At 72.3% G+C, this 22,428-nt stretch carries 18 protein-coding genes, 2 tRNA genes and 1 rRNA gene; 15 read left to right on the top strand and 6 right to left on the bottom strand.

All coding sequences use genetic code 11. The annotated features are described in order from the left end of the window. Window positions 1-181: 181 nt before the first annotated feature. From SM450_RS24955 to SM450_RS24940, 4 genes are all read left to right on the top strand, one after another. The gene (locus SM450_RS24955; protein ID WP_474622201.1) at window positions 182-808 is read left to right on the top strand and encodes a mycothiol-dependent nitroreductase Rv2466c family protein; all 627 of its coding nucleotides are present in this window, start codon (window positions 182-184) and stop codon (window positions 806-808) included. Between the two features lie 193 nt (window positions 809-1,001). Then, on the top strand, window positions 1,002-1,307 hold the full coding sequence (locus SM450_RS24950) for a hypothetical protein (protein ID WP_474622200.1): 306 nt from the start codon (window positions 1,002-1,004) through the stop codon (window positions 1,305-1,307). Window positions 1,308-1,435: 128 nt separating this feature from the next. After that, complete coding sequence (locus SM450_RS24945; RefSeq protein ID WP_474622199.1) at window positions 1,436-2,635, top strand: DUF1015 family protein; 1,200 nt, start codon at window positions 1,436-1,438, stop codon at window positions 2,633-2,635. Between the two features lie 75 nt (window positions 2,636-2,710). After that, window positions 2,711-3,181 carry a ribose-5-phosphate isomerase gene (locus SM450_RS24940; protein ID WP_474622198.1) on the top strand — a complete coding sequence of 157 codons (471 nt, stop codon included), beginning with the start codon at window positions 2,711-2,713 and terminating at the stop codon, window positions 3,179-3,181. A gap of 227 nt (window positions 3,182-3,408) precedes the next feature. Here the strand turns inward: SM450_RS24940 and SM450_RS24935 are convergent, their stop codons facing one another. Together SM450_RS24935 and SM450_RS24930 are read right to left on the bottom strand one after the other, a co-directional pair. Further along, window positions 3,409-3,852 carry a hypothetical protein gene (locus tag SM450_RS24935; RefSeq protein ID WP_474622197.1) on the bottom strand — a complete coding sequence of 148 codons (444 nt, stop codon included), beginning with the start codon at window positions 3,850-3,852 and terminating at the stop codon, window positions 3,409-3,411. Between the two features lie 301 nt (window positions 3,853-4,153). Further along, the gene (locus tag SM450_RS24930; protein WP_474622196.1) at window positions 4,154-5,374 is read right to left on the bottom strand and encodes a GNAT family N-acetyltransferase; all 1,221 of its coding nucleotides are present in this window, start codon (window positions 5,372-5,374) and stop codon (window positions 4,154-4,156) included. Between the two features lie 99 nt (window positions 5,375-5,473). Between SM450_RS24930 and SM450_RS24925 the strand changes: the two genes are divergently transcribed. Then, the gene (locus SM450_RS24925) at window positions 5,474-6,004 is read left to right on the top strand and encodes a hypothetical protein (protein ID WP_474622195.1); all 531 of its coding nucleotides are present in this window, start codon (window positions 5,474-5,476) and stop codon (window positions 6,002-6,004) included. A 169-nt stretch (window positions 6,005-6,173) separates the two neighbouring features. On the opposite strand, the gene SM450_RS24920 is transcribed toward SM450_RS24925, so the two are convergent. After that, window positions 6,174-9,125: an Hsp70 family protein gene (locus SM450_RS24920; RefSeq protein WP_474622194.1), complete on the bottom strand. Its 2,952-nt coding sequence runs from the start codon at window positions 9,123-9,125 to the stop codon at window positions 6,174-6,176. Between the two features lie 281 nt (window positions 9,126-9,406). Here SM450_RS24920 and SM450_RS24915 point away from each other — a divergent pair, with 281 nt between their 5' ends. Both SM450_RS24915 and SM450_RS24910 read left to right on the top strand, forming a co-directional pair. Then, window positions 9,407-9,733 (top strand): trypco2 family protein, encoded by a 327-nt coding sequence (locus SM450_RS24915; protein WP_474622193.1) that lies wholly within the window; start codon window positions 9,407-9,409, stop codon window positions 9,731-9,733. A 60-nt stretch (window positions 9,734-9,793) separates the two neighbouring features. Beyond that, window positions 9,794-14,281 (top strand): serine protease, encoded by a 4,488-nt coding sequence (locus tag SM450_RS24910; RefSeq protein WP_474622192.1) that lies wholly within the window; start codon window positions 9,794-9,796, stop codon window positions 14,279-14,281. Here SM450_RS24910 and SM450_RS24905 read toward each other — a convergent pair. Beyond that, window positions 14,250-14,323: transfer RNA gene (locus SM450_RS24905), tRNA-Gly, on the bottom strand. The two genes, SM450_RS24910 and SM450_RS24905, sit on opposite strands and share 32 nt — an antisense overlap. Before the next feature lie 196 nt (window positions 14,324-14,519). Here SM450_RS24905 and SM450_RS24900 point away from each other — a divergent pair. The 5 genes from SM450_RS24900 to clpX all read left to right on the top strand — a co-directional run bounded on the left by SM450_RS24900 (window position 14,520) and on the right by clpX (window position 19,101). Next, window positions 14,520-14,593, top strand: a tRNA-Pro gene (locus SM450_RS24900). Window positions 14,594-14,742: 149 nt separating this feature from the next. Next, the gene (gene tig / locus SM450_RS24895) at window positions 14,743-16,089 is read left to right on the top strand and encodes a trigger factor (protein ID WP_474622191.1); all 1,347 of its coding nucleotides are present in this window, start codon (window positions 14,743-14,745) and stop codon (window positions 16,087-16,089) included. Between the two features lie 174 nt (window positions 16,090-16,263). Further along, window positions 16,264-16,905: an ATP-dependent Clp protease proteolytic subunit gene (locus tag SM450_RS24890; RefSeq protein WP_474622190.1), complete on the top strand. Its 642-nt coding sequence runs from the start codon at window positions 16,264-16,266 to the stop codon at window positions 16,903-16,905. A 14-nt stretch (window positions 16,906-16,919) separates the two neighbouring features. Further along, on the top strand, window positions 16,920-17,582 hold the full coding sequence (locus SM450_RS24885) for an ATP-dependent Clp protease proteolytic subunit (protein ID WP_281587072.1): 663 nt from the start codon (window positions 16,920-16,922) through the stop codon (window positions 17,580-17,582). 226 nt (window positions 17,583-17,808) lie between these two features. Beyond that, a complete protein-coding gene (gene clpX, locus SM450_RS24880; RefSeq protein WP_474622189.1) occupies window positions 17,809-19,101 on the top strand; it encodes an ATP-dependent Clp protease ATP-binding subunit ClpX in 1,293 nt (430 codons plus the stop codon). 23 nt (window positions 19,102-19,124) lie between these two features. Here clpX and SM450_RS24875 read toward each other — a convergent pair whose 3' ends face one another. Continuing rightward, entirely contained in the window at window positions 19,125-19,763 is a 639-nt protein-coding gene (locus tag SM450_RS24875; RefSeq protein WP_474622188.1) for a cupin domain-containing protein, read from the bottom strand. 26 nt (window positions 19,764-19,789) lie between these two features. Here SM450_RS24875 and SM450_RS24870 point away from each other — a divergent pair, with 26 nt between their 5' ends. Both SM450_RS24870 and SM450_RS24865 read left to right on the top strand, forming a co-directional pair. Beyond that, entirely contained in the window at window positions 19,790-20,623 is an 834-nt protein-coding gene (locus SM450_RS24870) for an EamA family transporter (RefSeq protein ID WP_474622187.1), read from the top strand. Between the two features lie 39 nt (window positions 20,624-20,662). Next, window positions 20,663-21,460, top strand: a complete 798-nt coding sequence (locus tag SM450_RS24865; protein WP_282284132.1) for a carbon-nitrogen hydrolase family protein — start codon at window positions 20,663-20,665, stop codon at window positions 21,458-21,460. A gap of 5 nt (window positions 21,461-21,465) precedes the next feature. Here the strand turns inward: SM450_RS24865 and SM450_RS24860 are convergent, their stop codons facing one another. After that, the gene (locus tag SM450_RS24860) at window positions 21,466-21,687 is read right to left on the bottom strand and encodes a hypothetical protein (RefSeq protein ID WP_474622186.1); all 222 of its coding nucleotides are present in this window, start codon (window positions 21,685-21,687) and stop codon (window positions 21,466-21,468) included. Window positions 21,688-22,333: 646 nt separating this feature from the next. Between SM450_RS24860 and SM450_RS24855 the strand changes: the two genes are divergently transcribed. Further along, window positions 22,334-22,428 (top strand): 16S ribosomal RNA (locus tag SM450_RS24855); the annotation flags it as partial.

Genomic DNA, 22,428 nt, shown 5'->3' with positions numbered 1-22,428 from the left:
ACCGGTCTCTGCCGGGTCCGCTCGTGACGGCCCGCCGAGAACCGAGTCTTCCATGCACGCACCGCATTCGGTGGTCGAGGTCACGCTCTCATTCCGCTACCGGTCGATGCGGCGCGGGGTGAGGATCGGAAGGTGAAGGCGTCGGGGTTCCGGCGCGGAAATGACGTGAAGGGACGACACCGTGACCGATCGTGTCACCGCGGACATGTGGTTCGACCCGCTGTGCCCGTGGGCGTGGATCACCTCCCGCTGGCTGCTTGAGGTCGAGCAGGTGCGGGACGTGGACATCCGCTTCCACGTGATGAGCCTGTCCGTGCTCAATGAGGGCCGGGATGTGCCGGAGTTCTACCAGAACCTGTTGGCCAAGGGCTGGGGCCCGGTGCGGGTGTGCATCGCCGTCGAGCAGGCGCACGGCGCCGAGACGTTGGCGAAGCTCTACACCGCGATGGGCAACCGGATCCACCTCGGAAAGGAGGAGTTGGGTCGGGACATGCTCGTGGGCGCGCTCACCGACGTCGGGCTGGACCCGGCGCTCGCCGACGCCGCCGAGTCGACCGAGTACGACGACGCGCTGCGGGCCAGCCACGAGGCCGGCATGCGGCCGGTCGGCACCGAGGTGGGCACCCCCGTGGTCCACGCCCCGGGCCCGGACGGCACCGGGCAGGTCGCCTTCTTCGGCCCGGTGATCACGCCGGCGCCCAAGGGCGAGGCGGCCGGCCGCCTGTGGGACGGCGTACTGCTGGTCTCCGCCACCCCCGGCTTCTACGAGCTGAAGCGCACCCGCACCCAGGACCCCATCTTCGACTGACGTGTAAGGAGGGGCCCCCTCTTAACGCTTTCGGTAGAGGAGGGGGCCCCGCTTAACAACCCCACGCACCCCGCATCCGCGTGCCGAGCCCCGCACCGCCCCGTCACCGGGCCGGTGCGGGGCTCGTTTCACCGGGTGTTCCAGCCGGCGGCCCGACCGTGGCCGCGCCACGGCAGCTCCGGGAGGCGTACTCATGGGTAAGCACCGCCGTCTGTCCGACGACGTGCCGCCGTCGGCGGCCGAGGACTCCGGTGCGACGTACTGGTCGGTGGCCGAGGGCGGCTGGCCCTCCGGCGCGCCCGAGCTGGCCGACCTGCTGGCCCCGCCGATCGTGGTCGGCGTGGCCCGGGTGGTGGCCACCTCCCGCATCACCCCACCCGGCGGCGCCGACCCGGCCACTCCCGGGGTGACGACGGTACGTCTTCACGCCGGCTCCCGCCCGGCCGTGCCGGCCCGTCGCTCGCCCGCCGCCGGCCGGCACCGCAACGTCACCGCCTGATTCGCCCGGCTGTTAAGCGGGGCCCCCTCCTCTACCGGAAGCGTTAAGAGGGGGCCCCTCCTTTCACTCAGTGAGAGGGAGTGAGTCCGGCGGTGAGGGCGGGGCGGGCGCGGGTAGCGTCAGCGGGCATGACGGTCGTGCATCCGATCGCCCGGGCCTGGATCACCACTGGCGGCACCGGCGCGCAGAACTACGACGAGTTCGCCGACGACGCGGAGATCACCGCCATCGTCGAGGCGAACCCGCACAGTGCCCTGGGCATCGAGATGCCCCACCGGGCGCCGGGCAGCCTCGGGAGTTCGTTCCTCGAAGCGCTCCCGGACGCGGTGGCCCGCCTCACCGAGGCGAAGGCGGACGGCAGCTACACCCCGGCCGAGCAGGTCGTGGTGCTCTACCGGATCAGCGCGCCGGGGGAGGAGAGCGCGTACGGGCTGTGGGCGATGGTCGACACCGACCAGATCTCCACCCGCGCCGACGAGCCCGGCCTGGTGATCCGCAACGAGGACGTGTTCATCGCGAAGGTGCGGGAGCGCGTCGCGCTGGCCGAGGCGCTCGGTCACCTGCTCTCACCCGTACTCCTGCTCCAGACCGGGCGCGGCGACGAGCTGCACGCGGCGCTCGCGGCGGCCACCGAGGCGGCGGGCGCGCCCGCCGCGACCGACCTCGACCAGTCCGGCCGTACGCACGCGATCTGGCTGGTCGGCCCGGGCCCGGCGCAGGACGAGCTGACCGCGCTGGCCGGCGGCGGCGAGCTGGTGGTCGCGGACGGCAACCACCGCAGCCTGGCCGCGCAGACCGGCGGTTTCCCCCGCTTCCTCGCGGTGGTCACCACGCCCGCGTCGGTAGCCATCCAGCCCTACAACCGGCTGGTCAGCGAGCTGACCACCACCCCGGACGAGCTGCTCGACCGGCTCCGCGCCGCGGGCGCCGAGGTCACCCCGGCCGCCGGCCCGGTCGAGGTCCCGGCCACCGGCGGCACCGTCCACCTCCACCTCGCCGGCGCCGGGTACGCGGTGACGCTGCCGCAGACGGGCGACGGCCGGCTGGAGAACCTCGACCACGCGCTCGTCGAGCGGTTGCTGCTGCGCGACGCGCTGGGCCTCGACCCGGGCGACAAGCGGATCACGTACGTCGGCGGCGACTACCCGGCGAGCTGGCTCACCGGTGAGGTCGACGCCGGCCGGGCCGAGCTGGCCGTGCTGGTGGCGCCGGTGACCGTGGACGACTTCGTCGCGGTCAACCTGGCCCGGGAGAAGATGCCGCGCAAGAGCACCTGGTTCACCCCGAAGGCGCGGGCCGGCCTGGTGGTGGCCGAGATCCCCCGTTGATCGGCGTGTGACGAATCCGCCTCCGGGTCGCTGCCCGGGCGTCGGCTTGGAGGCGGGCCTGTCAGACTGCGCGGTATGCGCGTCTACCTGGGATCCGACCACGCCGGTTTCGAGCTGAAGGTGCACCTGGCCAATCACCTGGCCAAACAGGGCTACGAGGTGGTGGACGTGGGTCCGCGCACCTTCGACCCGGACGACGACTACCCGGCGTTCTGCCTGCACACCGGCGATCGTGTGGTCGGCGACCCGGGCAGCCTCGGCGTGGTGATCGGTGGCTCCGGCAACGGCGAGCAGATCGCCGCGAACAAGGTGGCCGGGGTCCGGGCGGCGCTCGCCTGGAACGTCGACACCGCGCAGCTCTCCCGCGAGCACAACGACGCCAACGTCATCGCGCTCGGGGCGCGGCAGCACACGCTTGACGAGGCCACCGCCCTGGTCGAGGCGTTCCTGACCACCGCGTTCTCCGGTAACCCGCGGCACAGCCGGCGGATCGCCCAGGTGGCCGACTACGAGAAGAGCCGCCGGCTGCCCGAGCTGCCCGCCTGACGCGCCCGCTTGCGTGTGGGCGGGCGTGCTTGCGCGTGGGCGCGCCGCTTGCGTCTGGTCGCGCCTGCTTGCGCGTGGGCGCGCTGCTTGCGCCTGGGCGCCCGTGCTTGTGGCGCGGGTTGCCGCGTGCCGTGCCCCTGCGCCCGCCTGACGCAAGGCGCCGTGTGCCGCAAGGCGCCGTGTGCCGCAAAGTGCCCTGTGCCGCAAAGTGCCGCCTGGCGCGCCGCTCAGCGATTGCCGCGTGGAAGTTCCTCGCGGGGCACCCAGTTGCGGCGGACGAGCACCACCCGTTGTTCCGCCTCGGCGAGGTCGTCCTCGCTTGGGCGGGCGGCGTCCCGGGCCCGCATCGCGGCGGTCACGCTCACCTGTGACGATCCCGAACCGACGAGGCCCCGCAGTCCCCGTTCGCCCTCGTCGGCGGACGGGGCGCCACGCCTGCCGCGTTCCGGCGGCTCCGGCTCGGCGCGTCGGGCGCCGCGTGGGGGTCTGGGCGCGACGTCGTCGTGCACCTCGGCCGTGCTCGCGCTCGTCTCCCCGGCGTTGCCACCAGCGCCGGGCGCACGGGCGTTGTCGGCGGCGCCGGGCAGACGGGCGTTGTCGGCGGCGCCGGCGGGCTCGCTCGCCTCGCCGTGATGCCGCAGCCGCCGTCGCCGTCGCTCCGCCTCACCCACCCCCCGACCGTACCGCCCCACGGCCCGATCGCCCGCCCACCATCCGCCCACCATCCGCCCCGCCGCACCGGCCGATCATGAAGTTGGCGGGAACGATCCAGACGAATCGCACCGCCAACTTCATGATCACCCCCGACCTCGACCCCGGCCCCGACCCCGACCCCGACCCCGACCCCGACCCCGGCCCCGGCCCCGGCCCCGGCCCTCAGGCGGTCGCAGGGGCGCCGGCCGGCCGCCCAGCCGGATCTCATGAGCCTGACGACCTTCAGTCGCAGATCACCGGCGTGAGCCCGGAGGGCGGTCAGAAGACCTCCATGGGGGAGGGGGCGCGGTGCCAGGTGAAGGCCGGGGTGGTGGCGGTCAGCGTGTTCGGGAGCAGCTCACGGACCCGGCCGGTGGCGGCCAGCGCGGCCGGGGTGACGCCGCCCAGGTAGAGCTCGCCGAGAGCGCGGACGTCGCAGGCCAACCCCGCCGGCCCGGTGGTGGCCGTGCACTCCGCCCCGGCCGGCCCACCGACCAGCCGCCACCGCCCGCTGTTCTCCGGCAGCAGCTCGTCGGTGACCTCGATCACCACGTCGACGTCGGCGGCGTAGCGGCGGGCGGCGAGCGCCGCCGGCACGTCCACCACCCGCACCCAGAGCGCGTCGGCGAGCTGCGGGGCGAGCTGTCGGGGCTCGTCCACCAGGCGCAGCAGCGGCTCGTCCACGGCGGCGGTCGGGAAGGACAACCGCCGGGTCAGGTCGACCGAGAGCAGCAGCCGCCACAGCGCCAGGGACGCCTCCGGGGTGACCGCCAGCACCTCGTCGACCCGCACCTCGCCCCGGGGCACGTCGCCGCTCCACCCCTCCTTCGTCCGGTAGAGCGCGTACCCGTCGAGCCCGTCCGGGCCGTCGTGCAGCAGCACCCGGCGCTCGGTGGCGCCGTCCCGCCGGCTCTTCACGTCCGCCAGGACGTACGCCCACCAGCGCTCGTCCCGGCGGGACCAGCCGGGGCGGTCGGCGCGCGCCCGCTCGTACAGCCGGGCCAGTTCGTGCCGGTGCGCGGCCGGTCGGTCCAGGCGGAGCGTGCCCTCGGCGGACGTCGGGGCGGGCAGCCGCAGCCCGGTGGTGTCGGCGGTAAGCACCAGCCGCTGCGCCGCCGAGCCGTAGCCGAACCGGGGGTAGATGCGGCCCTCGCTGGCCCAGAGCACCGCGACCGGCTCGCGGCCGGCGTCGCGGCTCTCGCGCAGTTGCCGCCGCATCAGCCCGGTGAGCAGGCCGCGCCGGCGGTGCGTGGGCGCGACCGCGACCATTGACACGTGCGCGGCCGGAACGGTCGCCCCGGGCACGGTCAGGTCGCGGCCGAACGCGGCGGCGTGCGCGACAGCGGCCCCGCCGTCGCGGATCAGCAGCGAGCGTTCCGGCTCGAAGATCGGGCGTTCGACCTCCTGCACCTCCGGGTCGACGTCACCGTGGAAGGCCAGAGCCAGCAGCGCGGCGATCTCGTCGAAGTCCTCGGCCCGGGGCACCACCGCGTCGGTCATCGCACGTGTCTACCCCACCACCGTGGGGGTCGGCACCCTATTTGCGGGGTGGCTACCCTCGGAACCGAGGCCGACGTCGGTCGAGGGGGAGGACGGAAGATGGCGGACCAGACACAACCGTGGGCGGAGCGCACCGTGGAGGTGCCGCCCCAGCCGGGTGTGGCGCCCGGGCAGCGGGACGCGTTCCAGCGCGGGGTGGCGGCGGTCGGCCAGCCGCGCACGCCCCGCACCGAGCCGTTTCCCACGCTGGAGCACGGCGACTGGGCCGGTGAGCAGGCGCCGCGCCGGTCGATGAGCTGGCATCTCGCGCAGGCCCGGCGGGGCGGGGAGTGGAGCGCCGCGGGCGCCCTGTTCGCGTTCGTCTGCTGGGGCATCTGGGCGATCTCCGGCCGGGGCAACCTGATCGCGCCGCTGCTCACGTTCGTGCTGAGCCTGCTCACCGCCGTCGGGGTGTTCGCGCTGGTGCGGCTGCTCGGCCGGCTGGTCCTGGAACGGCAGCTCGGCCGGGTGCGCCGCAGCGCCCGCGGCGCGCACATGATCACCGCGTTGTTCCTGGCCGGCGTGGGCGTGGCCTACCTCCAGCAGACCGAGTGGGTGGTCTCGGCCTGGAACTGGGTCACCGGCAACTGAGCCGCGTGGCGGCGGGCGGGTCGGCGTGGTGCCGCCCGCCCGCGCGCCCGGTCGCGGTACGCCGCGACGCCGGCCGTCACTCCACCAGGATGGCGCTGGCATTACCCGGCCCGGCCCGGTTCATCCGTCGCCCGTGGGGGTGAGCGGTAACCGGGTCTCGGCCGGGCGGTCACCCGGCGAACCGGTACAGCCGGAACTCCTTCTCCGCGCCGCACACAAGCATCGACGTGTTCCAGGAGCAGGACTCGCTGCGGATCTGCGTCACCTTCCCCATCTCGTACGGCTTGCCGTCCACCGCGAGCCCGGCCAGGACGCGGTCGTCCTCGTAGCCGCTCGGCTCCTTGTCGAACAGCAGCAGGTTGCCGGCGTCCAGCCGGACCGCCACGCCGTCGCGGTCGCGCAACGTGACCGTGCCGTCCGGCGCGAACAGCGTCACCGCGTCCCGTGGGGTGTCCCGCTCGGCGAGCAGGTGGTCGCCGAGCGGCACCAGCCGCCGCGTCCGTGGCGCCGGCCAGGTCCGGCTGTCCTCGCCCTCGGTGGCCACCACCACCCGGGCGTCGTCCGCGCCGGCGCTTGGCACCACAAGCAGGCAGGCGCGGTGCTCGCCGCAGCTGACAAGCGCCTGCGCCCGGCTGCCGGCCTCGGTCGCCTCGTACAGCACGTCGGGCACGCCGAGGGCGCCGAGATCGTAGGAGACGAGCCGCAGGCCCCGGCCGTTCTCCGCCACGTACAGCCGGTCGTCGCGCGCGGCCACCGGGTCGTCGAGGTCGGCCACGTTGCCCCGGCTGTGCAGGATCTTCCCGTCCTTCATGGCCAGCACCCGTACCGACCGGTCCGCGCCCACCTGCACCAGCCGGTCCGCGCTGCCCGACCACGGCGCGCGCGGCGAGCCGTCCGGGTAGCCGGCGCCGTCAAGCGCCGCGCCGGTGCCGACCGGCACCACGACGGTCCGCGCGTCGCCGTACTCGGTGCGCGGGTTGTCCCGCGTCCACCGCGGCCGGCCGTCGTCCAGCCGCAGCCCGACCAGCCGGTTGCCGGCGCGGTCCACCCAGACAAGCGTCCCGTCGCCGGGGAAGATCTCGTCGTCGCCGTGGATGTCGACGGCCCACCGCTGGTCACCGCTGCCGCCGTCGAGCACCAGCAGGGGCCGGGGCGTGCTGGAGCCGGAGGCGTCGGCGAGGACGGCTACCCCGTCGGGCAGCGCCCGGATCCCGGCCCACCGGTCGGCGCTCGCCGGGGTCGGCCTCTCCCAGATCTTCCGACCGGTGGCCGGGTCCACCGCCACCACGTTCAGCCTGCCGTCCGGCAGCGACCAGGCCAGGTAGGCGCGGTCGGCAAGCGTCGCGGTGAACATCCCGTCCGGCCGCTCGGCGCCCGCGGCGATGCTCTTGACCAGCTCCGGCGAGTGGAAGTCCAGCGCCGGGTGCCGGTCCCGGAACACCCAGAGCAGCGTCGCGGCCACCAGGCCGACCACGGTCAGACCGGCGCCCAGCGCGATCCAGCGACCCCGCCGGCTCCGTCCCGGCCGGCCACCGCCGTCCGGCGGTGCCACAGCCGGTGATCCGGGCACGCCGGGACCGGCCGGCGATCCGGACCAACCCGGGGGTACGCCGGGAGCGGCGTACCCCGGCGCGTACGCGGGCGGTGTCGACGCCGCGGCGTACCCGGGCGGGGTGGGGGCGGGCGGTGCGGAGGTCGGGGCGTACCCGGGTGGGGTGGGGCGGGCCGGGTCGGCGACGAGCGTGCCGTGCGGGCCGCCGGGTGCGGTGGTCGCCGCGTCCGCGGCCGTGCCGTGCGGGCCGAACGCCGCGGCCCGGTCCTCCCGGGTCGGGCCGGGCGTCGCATGGGCCAGGGTCGTCTCCCCGCCGACCGGGCCGGCCGGCTCGGCCACCGTGTCGTTCGCGTCGGCGTGCGCCGGTGGTCCTTGGGGTTCTGCCGGCGTGCGCGCGGGTTGCGGCGGTACGGCGGGCCGGCCGGTCCGGCGGGGCAGCGGCAGGTCGGTAAGCGCGCCCTCGGCGACCGGTAGCTCCGGCTGTTCCAGGACGGTCGGCGCGATGCCCAGCTCGGCGTGGAGCAGCCGGGCCACGAGCGGCACCCGGGTCGATCCGCCGACCAGGAAGAGGCCGGAGAGCTGCTCCGGGCGCAGACCGGCGGCGGCGGTCACGTTCCGGGTCTCGGCGACCGCGCGCGCGAGCAGCGGCGCGGCTAGGCGCTCGAAGTCCGCCCGGGTCAACGGGAACGCCGCCTCGACGCCCGGTACGGCCACCGGCGCGACAGTGGCCCGGGACAGCATCTCCTTCGCGCCGCGCACGTTGTCCCAGAGCTGCTGCCGGTCCCGCCGGTCGGCGGTGGCCGCCGGCTCGGCCAGCCGGGCCCACTGCCGGGGGTGGGCCGGCGCGACCAGCTCGCCGAGCCGCCCGAGCAGGGCCGCGTCCAGGTCGAGCCCGCCGAGGTCGGCGATCCCGCCGGTGGCGACGAGGTGGAACCCGGAGTCGCCCCACGGGTCGGCGCCCTCGTTGCGGAGCACGGCCACGTCGAGCGTGCCGCCGCCGAAGTCGAACACCGCCACCGCGCCGCCCACCGGCACCGGCCGGCGCAGCACCTGGGTGTAGTAGCGGGCCGCGGCCACCGGCTCGCGCAGCAGACGGGTGCCGGGCGCGATCGGACCGGCGAGCGTGTGCTCGGCCGCCGCCGGCCAGCCGGCGAGTTCCAGCGCGTCGTGCAGGACCTGCCGCCGGGGCGCGTCCCAGGCCGCCGGGTGGGTCACCACCGCCGGGGGCAGCAGGCCGACCGAGGCCACCGCCGCGTCCGCGACCGCCCGCAGCGCCGCGGCCAGCAGCTCCGCCGGCCGGTACGCCCGCCCGGCCAGCTCGACGGCCGGCTCGTCGATCCGGCGCTTCGGGTTCGGCTCGTAGCCGACCGGGTCGGCCTGGGCCAGCCGCTGGGCGTCCCGCCCGACGTGCAGGTGGCCGTCGGTGTCGGCGTACACCCCGGACGGCAGGATCGGCTGGCCGTCCACGAGCACCGGCCGGGTGGTCCCGTCCGGCCGGCGCAGCACCGCCACCGTGTTCGAGGTGCCGAGGTCCACGCCCAGGGCGAGACCGTCCCGCTGGCCTGACATCCTTGCTACCTCCACCCGACGAGGGCTTGTCCGGTCCCGCATCGTACGCAGCCCGCGCCGTCGCGCTCGCCGGCCCGCGTCCCGGGCGGGAAACGGGTGGCCGGCTCGTCGGAGCCGAACCTGGTGGTCACGGTTGTCGTGTTGCCGACCCCGCCGCCTCACCAACTGGCCTATTTCTGGCTGTCTGCGCCGTTTCGTGCATCGCCGACGGCGTCTCGGAGCTGGGCCGGGCCGATACCCTTTGCGACTACACGTGGGCCACCCAGACACGGAGGTATTTCGTGGACGACGGCACCGTCCTGATGGATGAGTACGGCGTTTCCCTGTCGGCCGCGATCGGGCTGCTCCGCTCCGAGCTCACGGAGGCACTAGCCGACGGCGCCGACTCCCAGATCCGGTTCGCGGTCGACCAGATCGAGCTCGAGTTGGAACTGGTGGTCGACGCCGCCCGTGACGCCTCCGGCAAGCTCACCCTGTGGCGCGTGCTGTCGGTCGGCGGTGGACGCAAGCACACGAACACGGCCACGCATCGGATGACTCTCACCCTCAAGCCGAGGGACACCCTGCTACCGACGTCCGGGGAGACTCTCATCGGCGACGACAGCTGAGCCGACCGGGGGACATCGGGGATGCAGTCGGTCGCCTCGCACATCTCTCGCCTGGCTCTGGTGCGGGGGGCGCGGCGTGGTTCCGGATATGTGGTCGGCCGCGATCTGGTGCTCACCGCCGGCCATGTGGTCGGCCCGCTTGGCGCGCCCTGCCGGGTGCGGGTGCACGGAGCTGACGAACGCGACGGCGCCGTGGTGTGGCGGGCGGACCACCTCAACCTGGACGCCGCGCTGGTCCAGGTGCCGCAGGCCGGCTGGCCCGCGTCCACCCTCGCCACCCGGTACGGGGAACTCGTCGGCCCGCAACCCGTCGAGTGCCTCACGGTCGGCTACCCGTTGGCCAGCGTGGGCGCCGACGGGCGGAGCGGGGTCGAGGAGCACACGTGGCTGGTGGCGCCCGGCACCGGGGTCGAGCGGGACCGGTATGCGCTCAACAGCCTTCTCACTCCGCCGCACGAGCGGGTGGCCACGTCCACCGGAGCGCGGTCGGGTTGGGCCGGCCAGTCGGGCGCCGCCCTGCTCAGCGGTGACGGCCGTGTCGTACTCGGGGTGGTGGTCGCCGACCCGCACGGCTTCGGGCCGGGCCGCCTGGAGGCGGTGCGTGTCAGCGCACTCGCGCAGGACGGCGTGTTCGGCAACTGGGTCGGAGTCGCCCCGGACGGCATCGTCCGCCTCACCGCCAAGGGCCAGGACGACGACCCGCAACTCCCGCCGGGAATCGTCCCGCACGCGGACGAGGTGGCCGGCCTGGACGGGCTCTTGCGCAACCTGCAGGAGGAGTGTCTGCCCTTCGTGCCGCCGATGGACGCCACGGCGCCCACGCATCCCGACCGTCTGCTGGAGCGGCTGAGCGAGTCGGCCGGACGATCGGGCGTGCTCCTGGTCGGGGCCGCCGGGGCCGGGAAGACGCGCACCTGCTTCGAGGTGGGCATGCGGGCGGAGAAGGACGGGTGGACCGTCCTGCACGTGAAGTCCGGTGAGCCGCTTGTCACAAACGCCGATGTCGCGGAGGCGCTGCAGTGCGTGGGCGGCGAACGGACTCTGGTGATCCTCGACTACCTCAACGAGTGCCGGGGCCTCGACCTGCCGGGGCTCCGTCAGCAGGTGCTGCCGGAGGCCAGGCGCCACGGCGCACGCGTGGCGTTGCTGGCTTCCGCGCGGCCGGGTTGGCAGCTTCAGACGGCGGCCGAGCTCACTCCGCTGTTCGACCTCGTCCGCCTGGCTCCGGACGACCAGCAGGCGGCCAGGATCCGCCAGCAGGTGGTGACCTCGCTGTCCCCGACCGCGCTGAGCGTGCTGGGCGAGGAGCGCCTTCTGGAGCTCTGCGGCAGCCGGCCGATCATCGCCATGCTCGTCGCCATCGAGGCGGAAGCGCGCGCGAAGGCGGGGACCCTCAATCGCGCGCTTCCCAGCGTGCGTCCCGGGGAGCTTGTCGACTGGCTGAACCGGCGGCTGCGCGAAGACGGCCTGCTCCCGCAGGCGGTGAGCCTGATCAGCGACCCCGACCCGAGTGTGGAGCTACAGACGTGTGTCGCCATGGCGATCGCCGCCCCGCAGGAGCGGACGAGCCTGATCGCCTGCGGGGGCCGCGTCGCGGGGGGCGACACCGAGCGGGCGGATCACCTGCTCGGCATCCTGCTCACGATGGGCTGGCTGGTGCCCAGTTCCGGCGAGTACACGACCGTGCACGACATCGTCACGGACCAGCTGACGGACAGCACCTTCCACCGACCCGGCAGTAGGACTGTGCGCTCCGCGGTCGCCGACCGGATCCTGTCCGCCTCGCTGACCCGCGGCCGGACGATCGGGAGGTACGCCACAAACCTCGGCCGGTTGATGCGCGACCTCATGTTGGAGAAACGGGCCGGCCCGTTGCAGGACTACTGCCGACACTGGCTGGAGGGCCACGAGCAGGAGGTGGGCGCGCTGCTCGCCGAGCAACAGGACGAGGGGGCGTACGCGCTCGGCGCGGTGATGGACAACCCCTCGTGGTCGCCCGTCGCGTTCGGCAGGTGGGACACCGTCGTGGCGCCGTGGCTGGCGGTGCACGCACGGACGTTCTCCGCCCGCCACCTGCTCTACAAGGGCCTGCGGGCCTCGGTGTCCGACGATCGGTTGGTGCGCGAGTCGATCGAGTGGCTCGCGGTCCACCACCGGGTGGAAGCCACCTTCGTCCTGCGCCCCCTGCTGCAACGGGACCTCTCCGACGAGCAGGCCAGAGTCGTCGTACGGCGGGCCCTGGCGTGGCTCGACGACCATGCCACCACTCTGAACGCGCAGTTCGTGCTCCAGTCACTGCTTGATCGCGAGTTGTCGGGCGAGCAGGCGGGCGTCGTCGTCCGCCATGCCATGGCGTGGCTCGACGATCACGCGGCCACCTTCAACGCGCGGTTCGTGCTCCAGTCGCTGCTCGGTCACGAGTTGTCGGGCGAGCAGGCGGGCGTCGTCGTCCGGCACGCCATGGCCTGGCTCGACGATCACGCCGCCGCTCTCGATGCCGGCTTCGTGCTGTGCCCGCTGCTGGGCCGTGAATTGTCGGGCGAGCAGGCGGGCGCCGCCGTCCGGCACGCTCTGGCGTGGCTCAATGATCACGCGGCCACCTTCAACGCGCGGTTCGTGCTGCGCTCGCTGCTGGATCGTGAGATGTCCGGCGAGCAGAACAGCGTCGTCGTCCGGAACGCCGTGGCCTGGCTCGACGATCACGCGACCACTCTCGACGCGCAGTACGTGCTGCGCGCGCTGCTGGATCGTGAGTTGTCCGACGGGCACGCCGCCCTGGTCGTCGGGCATGCTCTGGCCTGGCTCAGCGCCTACGCCGACAACGTCGACGCCGGCTTCGTGCTGCGTCCGTTGCTGCAACGTGGGCTGCCCGACGGCCAGGCCGCGACTGTCGTCCGGCAGGCGACGGTGTGGCTCACCCACCATGCCGCCACCCTCGACGCGCAGTTCGTGCTGCGTCCGTTGCTGCAACGCGAGCTGCCCGAGGAGCAGGCCGGCCCGGCCGTCCGGCACGCCCTGGTGTGGCTCACCGTCCACGCCGCCAACCTCGACGCGCAGTACGTGCTGCGCCCGCTGCTTCAACGCGGGCTGCCCGACGGGCAGGCCGCAAGCATCGTCCAGCACGCCCTGGCGTGGCTCACCGACTATGCCGACAACGTCGATGCCGGCTTCGTGTTGCGTCCCTTGCTGCAACGCGAGTTGCCCGACGGGCAGGCCGCCACGGTCGTCCGGCACGCGCTGGCGTGGCTCACCGACTATGCCGGCAACGTCGATGCCGGCTTCGTGTTGCGTCCGTTGCTGCAATGTGGGCTGCCGGACGGGCAGGCCGCCACGGTCGTCCGGCACGCGCTGGCGTGGCTCACCGAGCACGTCGCCACCCGCAACGCCGGCTTCGTGCTGCAACCGTTGCTGCAATGTCCACTGCCCGACTGGCAGGTCAACGCCGTCGTCAGGTACACCTCGGCGTGGCTCACCGTCCACGCCGCCGCCCTCGACGCGCAGTACGTGCTGCGCCCGTTGCTTGATCGTGGGCTGTCCGGCGATCAGGCCGGCGCAACCGTCCGGGCTGCTCTGACCTGGCTCACCGAGCACGCCGACAATGTCGACGCCGGCTTCGTGCTGCAACCGTTGCTGCAACACGAGCTGATCGATGACCAGGTCACCACGGTCGTCGGGCACGCGTTGGCGTGGCTCACCGCGCACGCCGGCACTCTCAACGCCGGCTTCGTGCTGCGTCCGTTGCTGCAACGTGAGCTGCCCGGCGAGCAGGCCGGCACCGTCGTCGGGCACGCGTTGGTGTGGCTCACCGCGCACGCCGGCACGCTCAACGCCAGCTTCGTGCTGCAACCGCTGCTCCGACGTCCGCTCTCCGGCGAGCAGGCCGGCACCGTCGTCCGGCACGCCCTGGCGTGGCTCGCGGCGCACGCTGCCATCGCCGGCGCGCGGTTCGTGTTGCGACCCCTGCTGCAACGACCGCCCCGCGACGAGCAGGGCGTTTCCGTCGTCCGGTACGCGCTGGCGTGGCTGGCCGTCCATGCGGTCACGCCCGGGGCGCGGTTCGTGTTGCAGCCGTTGCTGCAACGGGAGTTGCCGGATGACCAGGGCGTCAAGGCCGTCGGATACGCGTCGGCGTGGCTGGCCGCCCACGCGGTCACGCCGGGAGCGCGGTTCGTGTTGCAGCCGTTGCTGCAACGGGAACTGCCGGACGATCAGGGCGGTTCGGTCGTCCGGCACGCGCTGGCGTGGCTCACCACTCACGCCGCCACCCCCGGCGCCGGCTTCGTGCTACAGCCGACGCTGCGACGCGAGCTGTCGGATGAGCAGGCCGCCGTGGTCGTCCGGCACGCGTTGGCGTGGCTGGCCGTGCACGCCGGCATGCCCGGGGCGCGGTACGTGCTCCAGCCGTTGCTGCAACGGGAGTTGTCGGACGATCAGGCCGCCGCGGTCGTCGGGTATGCCCGGGTGTGGCTCACCGACCGCGCTGGCGCCCCGGGCGCGGACACCCTGCGCGTGCTGGTGGAGCGGGCGACGGGAATCGAACCCGCGTAGTCAGTTTGGAAGACTGAAGCTCTACCATTGAGCTACGCCCGCGAGCACCCCCCAGCAGCGGGGCGCATGCGACAGCGTACCGAATCCCCGTGCCGGCCGCGCAGCGCGTACCCCACGCGGCCCGGCGGCCCCCCAAGATCCACGCAGGGCCTGTCCACGGCCCGCGCGCGGCGCGAAGCCCGCCGCGCGCCCCGGTCACCCACGCGCGGGCCCGGACGGCATACACTCTTCGTCGCCACGGGGTGTGGCGCAGCTTGGTAGCGCACTCGCTTTGGGAGCGAGGGGCCGTGGGTTCAAATCCCGCCACCCCGACTGTCGTTCGCGACCGGATCGTCCCGGGAACCGCCGGTTTCTCCGCGCGGTGCCCGGGCGCTGCCGACGCCGCAGCCCGACTCGCCTACACTCGATGCGCGCAATCACGCCCCAGATCTCAACACCCAGATCCGTCAAGGAGTACGCCTGTGAAGAGCACCGTCGAGACTCTGAGCCCGACGCGCGTGCGGCTCGCCATCGAGGTGCCGTTCGTCGAGCTCGAGCCGAGCCTCAAGAAGGCGTACCGGGAGATCGGCCAGCAGGTCCAGGTTCCCGGCTTCCGCCGGGGCAAGATTCCCAGCGCGGTGATCGACCAGCGGGTGGGCCGGGGGGCCGTCCTCAATGAGGCGATCCAGGAGGCCATCCCGCAGAACATCCTCGCCGCGGTCCGGGAGCACGACCTCAAGACGCTCGGCCGTCCCGAGGTCGACATCACCGAGTTCAACGACGGCGACTCGCTCAACTTCACCGCCGAGGTCGACGTCCGCCCGGAGATCATCCTGCCGGACCCGGCCACCATCGAGGTGACCGTCGACGAGATCGAGATCGCCGACAGCGAGATCGACGAGCAGGTCAGCAGCCTGCGTGAGCGGTTCGCCACGCTGAAGACCGTCGAGCGGGCCGCCCAGGAGGGCGACTTCGTCCAGATCGACCTGAACGCCACGGTCGACGGCGAGGACGTGCCCGGCGGTTCGGCGAGCAACATCTCCCACGAGGTGGGCAGCAAGCAGCTCCTGCCGGGCCTGGACGAGGCGCTCGTCGGCCTGGCCGCCGGCGACAGCACCACCTTCACCACGCAGCTCGTGGGCGGCGACTACGCCGGCCGGGACGCCGACGTGGCGGTGACCGTCCGCACGGTCAAGGAGAAGGAGCTCCCCGAGCTCGACGACGACTTCGCGCAGATGGCAAGCGAGTTCGACACGATCGAGGAGCTTCGCGCCGACCTGCGGGAGCGGGTCACCCGGGGCAAGCAGGTCGAGCAGATCTACGCCGCCCGCGACAAGGCCCTCGAGCAGCTGGTGGCCGCCGCCGACGTGCCGGCGCCGGAGGGCGTCGTCAAGGACGAGGTGGAGAGCCGCAAGGCCGCGATGGTCGACCAGCTCGAGCGCATCGGCGCCTCCCTGGAGGAATACCTCGCCGCGGAGGAGAAGACCGAGGAGCAGATCGACACCGAGCTGACCGAGGCCGCGACCGACGGCGTCAAGATCCAGCTTCTGCTCGACACGCTCGCCGACGCCGAGGACGTGCAGGTCTCCGACGACGAGTTCGGGCACGAGATCGTGCACCGGGCGCAGCGCGCCGGGATGGCTCCGCAGCAGTACTACGACCAGCTCGCCCGCTCCGGCGCCGCGGCGGCCGTCTTCGGCGACGTCCGTCGGGGCAAGGCGCTTGCCGCGGTGATGGAGAAGATCAAGATCAAGGACTCCGCGGGCAACGAGGTCTCCCTCGACGCCCTGCGGGACCAGAACGAGGCCGAGCACGACCACCAGCACTGATCGTTCCGGTGACGGCCGCCGTCCCGCGCTGCGCGCCGGGCGGCGGCCGAAACCCTTTCCGGGGTACGCCGAACGGGTGACTGCGCTGAGAGCGAACAGTGCCCCGACCGGGAGTGCGCCCGGAGGGCGAGCGGTTAGTGTCGGACAGGACGGTACGGAGAGCGAAGGGCTGCCATGACCGACATGCACATCCCCAAGAAGCCGCTCCGGGCGATCGAGGCCCGCGGTGGCGACTCCATTGGCAACCTCGACGACTCGGTCTACAACCGGTTGCTCAAGGAACGGATCATCTTCCTCGGCAGCGAGGTGAACGACCAGGTGGCCAACCGCATCTGCGCGCAGCTCCTGCTGCTCGCGGCGGAGGACCCGGACCGCGACATCTTCCTCTGGATCAACTCGCCGGGTGGCTCGGTCTACTCCGGCATGGCGATCTACGACACCATGCAATACATCGACAACGACGTGTCCACCGTGGCGATGGGCATGGCCGCCTCCATGGGCCAGCTGCTGCTGTGCGCGGGCACCAAGGGCAAGCGCTACGCCCTGCCGCACGCGCGGATCATGATGCACCAGCCCTCGGGCGGCCTCGGCGGCACCGCGTCGGACATCGCGATCCAGGCCGAGCAGATGCTCTACACCAAGCGGATGTTCCAGGAACGGGTCGCGCACCACACCGGCCAGAGCCAGGCCCAGATCGAGGCGGACTCGGACCGTGACCGCTGGTTCACCGCCCAGGAGGCCATGGACTACGGCTTCATCGACAAGGTGATCATCGGGGCCGCGCAGGTTCCGGATGGCGCCGGGACCCTGAGCTGATCGAGGAGCTGACGATGACCGACCTGAGCCTGCCGCCCCAGTTCGCGGCCGTGCACAACCGTTACGTCCTGCCGTCGTTCGTCGAGCGCACGTCGTACGGGATGAAGGAGTCGAATCCCTACAACAAGCTCTTCGAGGACCGGATCATCTTCCTCGGGGTCCAGGTGGACGACGCGTCGGCGAACGACGTGATGGCCCAGCTGCTGACGCTTGAGGGCACCGACCCGGACCGCGACATCATCATGTACATCAACTCGCCGGGCGGGTCCTTCACCGCCATGACGGCGATCTACGACACCATGCAGTACGTCCGGCCGGACATCCAGACCGTCTGCCTCGGGCAGGCGGCCAGCGCGGCGGCGGTGCTGCTCGCCGCGGGCACCCCGGGCAAGCGGATGGCGCTGCCGAACTCCCGGATCATCATCCACCAGCCGGCCACCGAGGGCGGCTACGGGCAGGGCTCGGACATCGAGATCCAGGCCCGGGAGATCCTGCGGATGCGGACGCAGTTGGAGGACATGCTGTCCCGACACTGCAACCGGCCGATCGAGCAGGTCCGGAAGGACATCGACCGTGACAAGATCATGACGGCCGAGGAGTCGAAGGACTACGGGCTGGTCGACACCATTCTGACCAGCCGCAAGAAGGGTCTGCTGGCGACTCACGCCGCGGGCTGAGCACTTGGTGGTTCGGAGGTCGGTCGGGGCGCTGTTCCCGGCCGGCCTCTGACACACCCGTTTTGGGGGTCGGAGAAAACCCGGCCACCGGGTAACGTCGGGTCTGTACCGCTCCGGGGTCGGATCGGTGGATCCGGCAGCATGGTGAGACGACAGGACGGACGGGCGCCGAGGCGCTCGCAGGTCAGGGCCGGCGCTTCGGCCGATGAGTGCAGGGAGAACGTAGGTGGCACGGATCGGTGACGGCGGCGACCTACTGAAATGCTCCTTCTGTGGCAAGTCACAGAAGCAGGTCAAGAAGCTCATCGCGGGCCCCGGGGTCTACATCTGCGACGAGTGCATCGATCTCTGCAACGAGATCATCGAGGAGGAGCTGGCCGAGTCCGGCGAGGTGAAGTGGGAAGAGCTTCCCAAGCCGATGGAGATCTGCCAGTTCCTCGACAACTACGTCGTCGGTCAGGAGCAGGCCAAGAAGGCGCTCGCCGTCGCGGTCTACAACCACTACAAGCGGATCCAGGCCGAGGCGGCCGGCGCCCCCGGCTCCGGCAGCGACGGCGTGGAGCTGGCCAAGTCCAACATCCTGCTGCTCGGCCCCACCGGCTGTGGCAAGACCCACCTGGCGCAGACCCTGGCCCGGATGCTCAACGTCCCGTTCGCGATCGCCGACGCCACCGCGCTCACCGAGGCGGGCTACGTCGGCGAGGACGTGGAGAACATCCTCCTCAAGCTGATCCAGGCCGCCGACTACGACATCAAGCGCGCCGAGACCGGCATCATCTACATCGACGAGGTCGACAAGATCGCCCGCAAGTCGGAGAATCCGTCGATCACCCGGGACGTCTCCGGCGAGGGTGTGCAGCAGGCGCTGCTCAAGATGCTTGAGGGCACGGTCTCCAACGTGCCGCCGCAGGGCGGCCGGAAGCACCCGCACCAGGAGTTCATCCAGATCGACACCACGAACGTGCTGTTCATCTGCGGTGGCGCGTTCGCCGGCCTCGACCAGATCATCGAGGCCCGCACCGGCTCCGGCGGCACCGGCTTCGGCGCCCGGCTCCGGTCGGTGTCGGAGCGGTCCACCGACGACATCTTCAGCCAGGTCATGCCGGAAGACATGTTGAAGTTCGGGTTGATCCCCGAGTTCATCGGCCGGCTCCCGGTGATCACCAACGTGCGCAGCCTCGACCGCGGCGCCCTGGTCCAGATCCTCACCGAGCCGCGCAACGCGTTGGTCCGGCAATACCAGCGCCTGTTCGAGCTCGACGGCGTCGAGCTGGAGTTCGAGCAGCCGGCGTTGGAAGCCATCGCCGACCAGGCCATGCTCCGCGGCACCGGCGCCCGCGGCCTGCGGGCCATCATGGAAGAGGTGCTCCTCTCCGTGATGTACGAGGTGCCGAGCAACCCCGACGCCGCCCGGGTGCTGATCACCCGCGAGGCCGTCCTGGAGAACGTCAATCCGACGATCGTGCCCCGCGAGTTCACCGGCCGGCGCCGCCGGGACCGCGAGGAGAAGTCGGCCTGATCGTCCTCGCGACCGCGCCCGGGTCAGCTCGGGCGCGGTCCGCGTGACCGGGTTCGTCGGTCCCACTCGCCCGACGGGGTGACCACCACCATCATCAGGCGCACCGGCTCGTCGCCGGCCGCGCGGTAGCCGTGGTCCCGGTCGGCGTGGAACTCCACCGTCTCGCCGGCGCCGACCTGGTGGTCGACACCGTCGACGGTGACCGTGACGACGCCGTCCAGCACGTGCAGGACCTCCCGGGTGCCGTGTGCGTGGTCGGCGGAGCGAAGCGCCTCCCCGGGGCGCATCCGCCAGTCCCAGAGCTCGACCAGGTCGGGCTCGCCGAGGCCGCTGAGCAGACGCGCCGCGCCGCCGTGCTCGCCGCGCCACAGCACCGGCGCCTCGTCCGCCGGGGTCACCCGCACCGTGGCTTCCTCGGCCGGCTCCAGCAGGCGGGCGATGCTGACGCCGAACGCGTCGGCGACCCGGCAGAGCGTGCCGATGCTCGGATTGGTCCGCCCGCCCTCGATCTGCACCAGCATGCCCTTGCTGACGCCGGACCGGCCGGCCAGCTCCTCGAAGGACCAGCCGCGGGATGCCCGTAGCTCGCGTACCTGCTGGGCGACCGCGGCGGTCACCGCGCCCACCCGTCCACCGGTGTCGGTCATCATACTGTCCTTCACGGTCACTATTATGGTACGACTACGGGATGCTTCCCATTGTGCTCGCGGCGGTGTCCGCGATCGCATTCGGCACGGCTGACTTCTCCGGCGGCAAGGCGTCCCGGCACGCCGACCCGATCGCCGTGACCGTGGTGTCCCAGTTGCTCAGCCTGCCGCTGCTGATCGTTCTCGTGCTCGTCGTACCCGGCTCTCCGGGCCGCGCCGATCTGGCATGGGGTCTGCTCGCCGGGGTGGCCGGCGCGGCCGGCGTCATGCTCCTCTACCGTGCGCTGGCCACCGGCGTCATGTCGGTCGTGGCCCCGGTCACCGCGATCACCGCCGCGGTGGTGCCGATCGTCGTCGGCCTGGTCCTCGCCGACTCCCCCGGCGCCGTCGCGCTCGGCGGCGCCGGGCTCGCCGTGGTGGCGATCGCGCTCGTCAGCCTGGGGGAGCGCGGTGGCGCCGGCCGCGTCTCCGGTCGCGTGATCGGCATGGCGCTCGCCGCGGGCCTGCTCTTCGGCATCTTCTTCGCCCTGCTCGGCCAGGCCGACGAGAGCGCCGGAATGTGGCCGGTGCTCGCGGTCCGCGTCAGCTCCATCGCGTTCGGCCTCGCGCTGGCCGCCCGCAGCGGCGCGCGTCTGCGCATGGGCCGGCGGGTGCTCGGCTGGGCCGCCGCCGCCGGCCTGCTCGACTCCGCGGCGAACGCGCTCTTCCTCGCCGCGGCCGGGCGCGGCCACCTCAGCGTGGTGGCAGCCATCGCCTCCCTCTACCCGGCGAGCACCGTCCTGCTCGCGCTCGCCGTCGACCGGGAGCGGCTGCGACCGGTCCAGTTGGCCGGGCTCGGCTTCGCCGCCGCCGCGCTCGTCCTGGCCAGCGTCTGAGCCTGTCATCCGGCCGCCCGCGCCCGTACCCTCGATGTCATGCGCGTCGCCGTCTGCCAGCTCAACGCCCGTGACGATCGGGCGGCGAACCTCGCCGCCGCCGAGGCCCTGCTGGTCCGGGCCGCGGCGGCCGGCGCCGACCTCGCCCTCCTTCCCGAGTACGTCGATTACCTCGGCCGCGCCGACCGGATGCCACCGGCCGAACCGGTCGACGGCGAGGTGGGGCGGTTCTTCGCCGAGACCGCCCGCCGGCTCGGCCTCTGGGTGATCGCGGGCTCGTTCCACGAGGCCGGTCCGGACCCGGCGCACACCTGGAACACCTCGCTTGTCTTCGACCGCGAGGGCGCGCTCGCCGCCGCTTATCGGAAGATCCACCTGTACGACGTGGAGATCCCCGGCCGTGTCTCCTACCAGGAGTCGGCCACTGTCGCGCCGGGGGAGAAGCCGGTGGTGGTGGAGGTGGAGGGTCTCCGGGTCGGTCTGTCGATCTGTTACGACCTGCGGTTCCCCGAGCTCTACCGGCAGCTCGCCGTCGACGGCGGCGCCGAGTTGCTGGTCGTGCCGGCCGCGTTCATGATGCACACCGGCCGGGACCACTGGGAGGTGCTGCTCCGGGCGAGGGCGATCGAGAACCAGTGCTTCGTGGCGGCGGCCGGGCAGACCGGCGACCACGATCCGGGGCGGACCTGCTTCGGGCGGAGCATGGTGGTGGACCCGTGGGGGACGGTGGTGAGCCAGGTCGCCGACGGCCCCGGGCTGGCCGTCGCCGAGGTGGACCTCGATCGGCTCCGGACCATCCGCGCGGAGCTGCCCAGCCTCGCGAACCGCCGGCTCTGAGCCGGTCAGGTCTCCAGCAGGACACCCACCACGGTGAAGCCGGCGATCGCCGCGGCGGTGATCAGCAGCGCGGTGGTCATCCGGGAGGGGCCGCGCCGGACGAGGCGTCCCACCGACAGCACCAGCACGGCGAGCACGAAGGCCCCGATGACCAACTGCCAGAACGGCAGCAGGAGACCGAGCAGAGTCTCCTCGGCCAGCGCCGGGAGCTGTGACACGTCAGCCATGCGGACCACTCTGGCACGGCGACACCCCGGCGCGGACCTCCCCGACGGTTCCTTTCCGCCGGACGGCTCGTCGACATTCAATGACGATCATTGATTTGCCTTCCCGGGCCGCTCCGCGTAACTTTCTCTCTGCACGCGGGAGGCCGGGCAAACCGGCCGAGAACGGGCACCAGGTTGGTGGCGGTCACGCCGAGCCAGGCTGAGGATTCGGGTGGTGCGGGAAGACTCCGGAGACACGGGGTTGCGAATGCGAAGCCGGCCGGGTAGAGTTCGATAGCCGGCAGGGAGCCGGGCGGGTGGCTGCGAAAGCGGCGCCGGCCGGTCCGCCGCAAACCACGACAGCAACGACCGCCGGAAACGGTGAGCGTCAGCGTGGGTCGATTCGAGCCAAGTTGATCACCTCGAATGCGAGGTTGACAGCGAAATTCGACTCGGGTAAGTTCGAGAGGTTGCCCCAAACGGGGGTTCTACGGTGTAGGGCCTCTGGTTGGTGTGTGGTTGTTCTTTGAGAACTCAACAGGGTGCTTGATAAGCCAGTGCCAATTGTTTTATACCCCCGGCTGGTCGGGCCTTTGATGGTCTGTCTGGTGGGGATTCCTTTGGCAACATTTGTTTGTTGTCAGGACATTGTGTCCAGCAAAGGTTTTTGTTGGAGAGTTTGATCCTGGCTCAGGACGAACGCTGGCGGCGTGCTTAACACATGCAAGTCGAGCGGAAAGGCCCTTCGGGGTACTCGAGCGG

Source organism: Micromonospora marincola (genome assembly GCF_056150385.1).
This window is presented reverse-complemented; position numbering and strand designations above follow the sequence as displayed.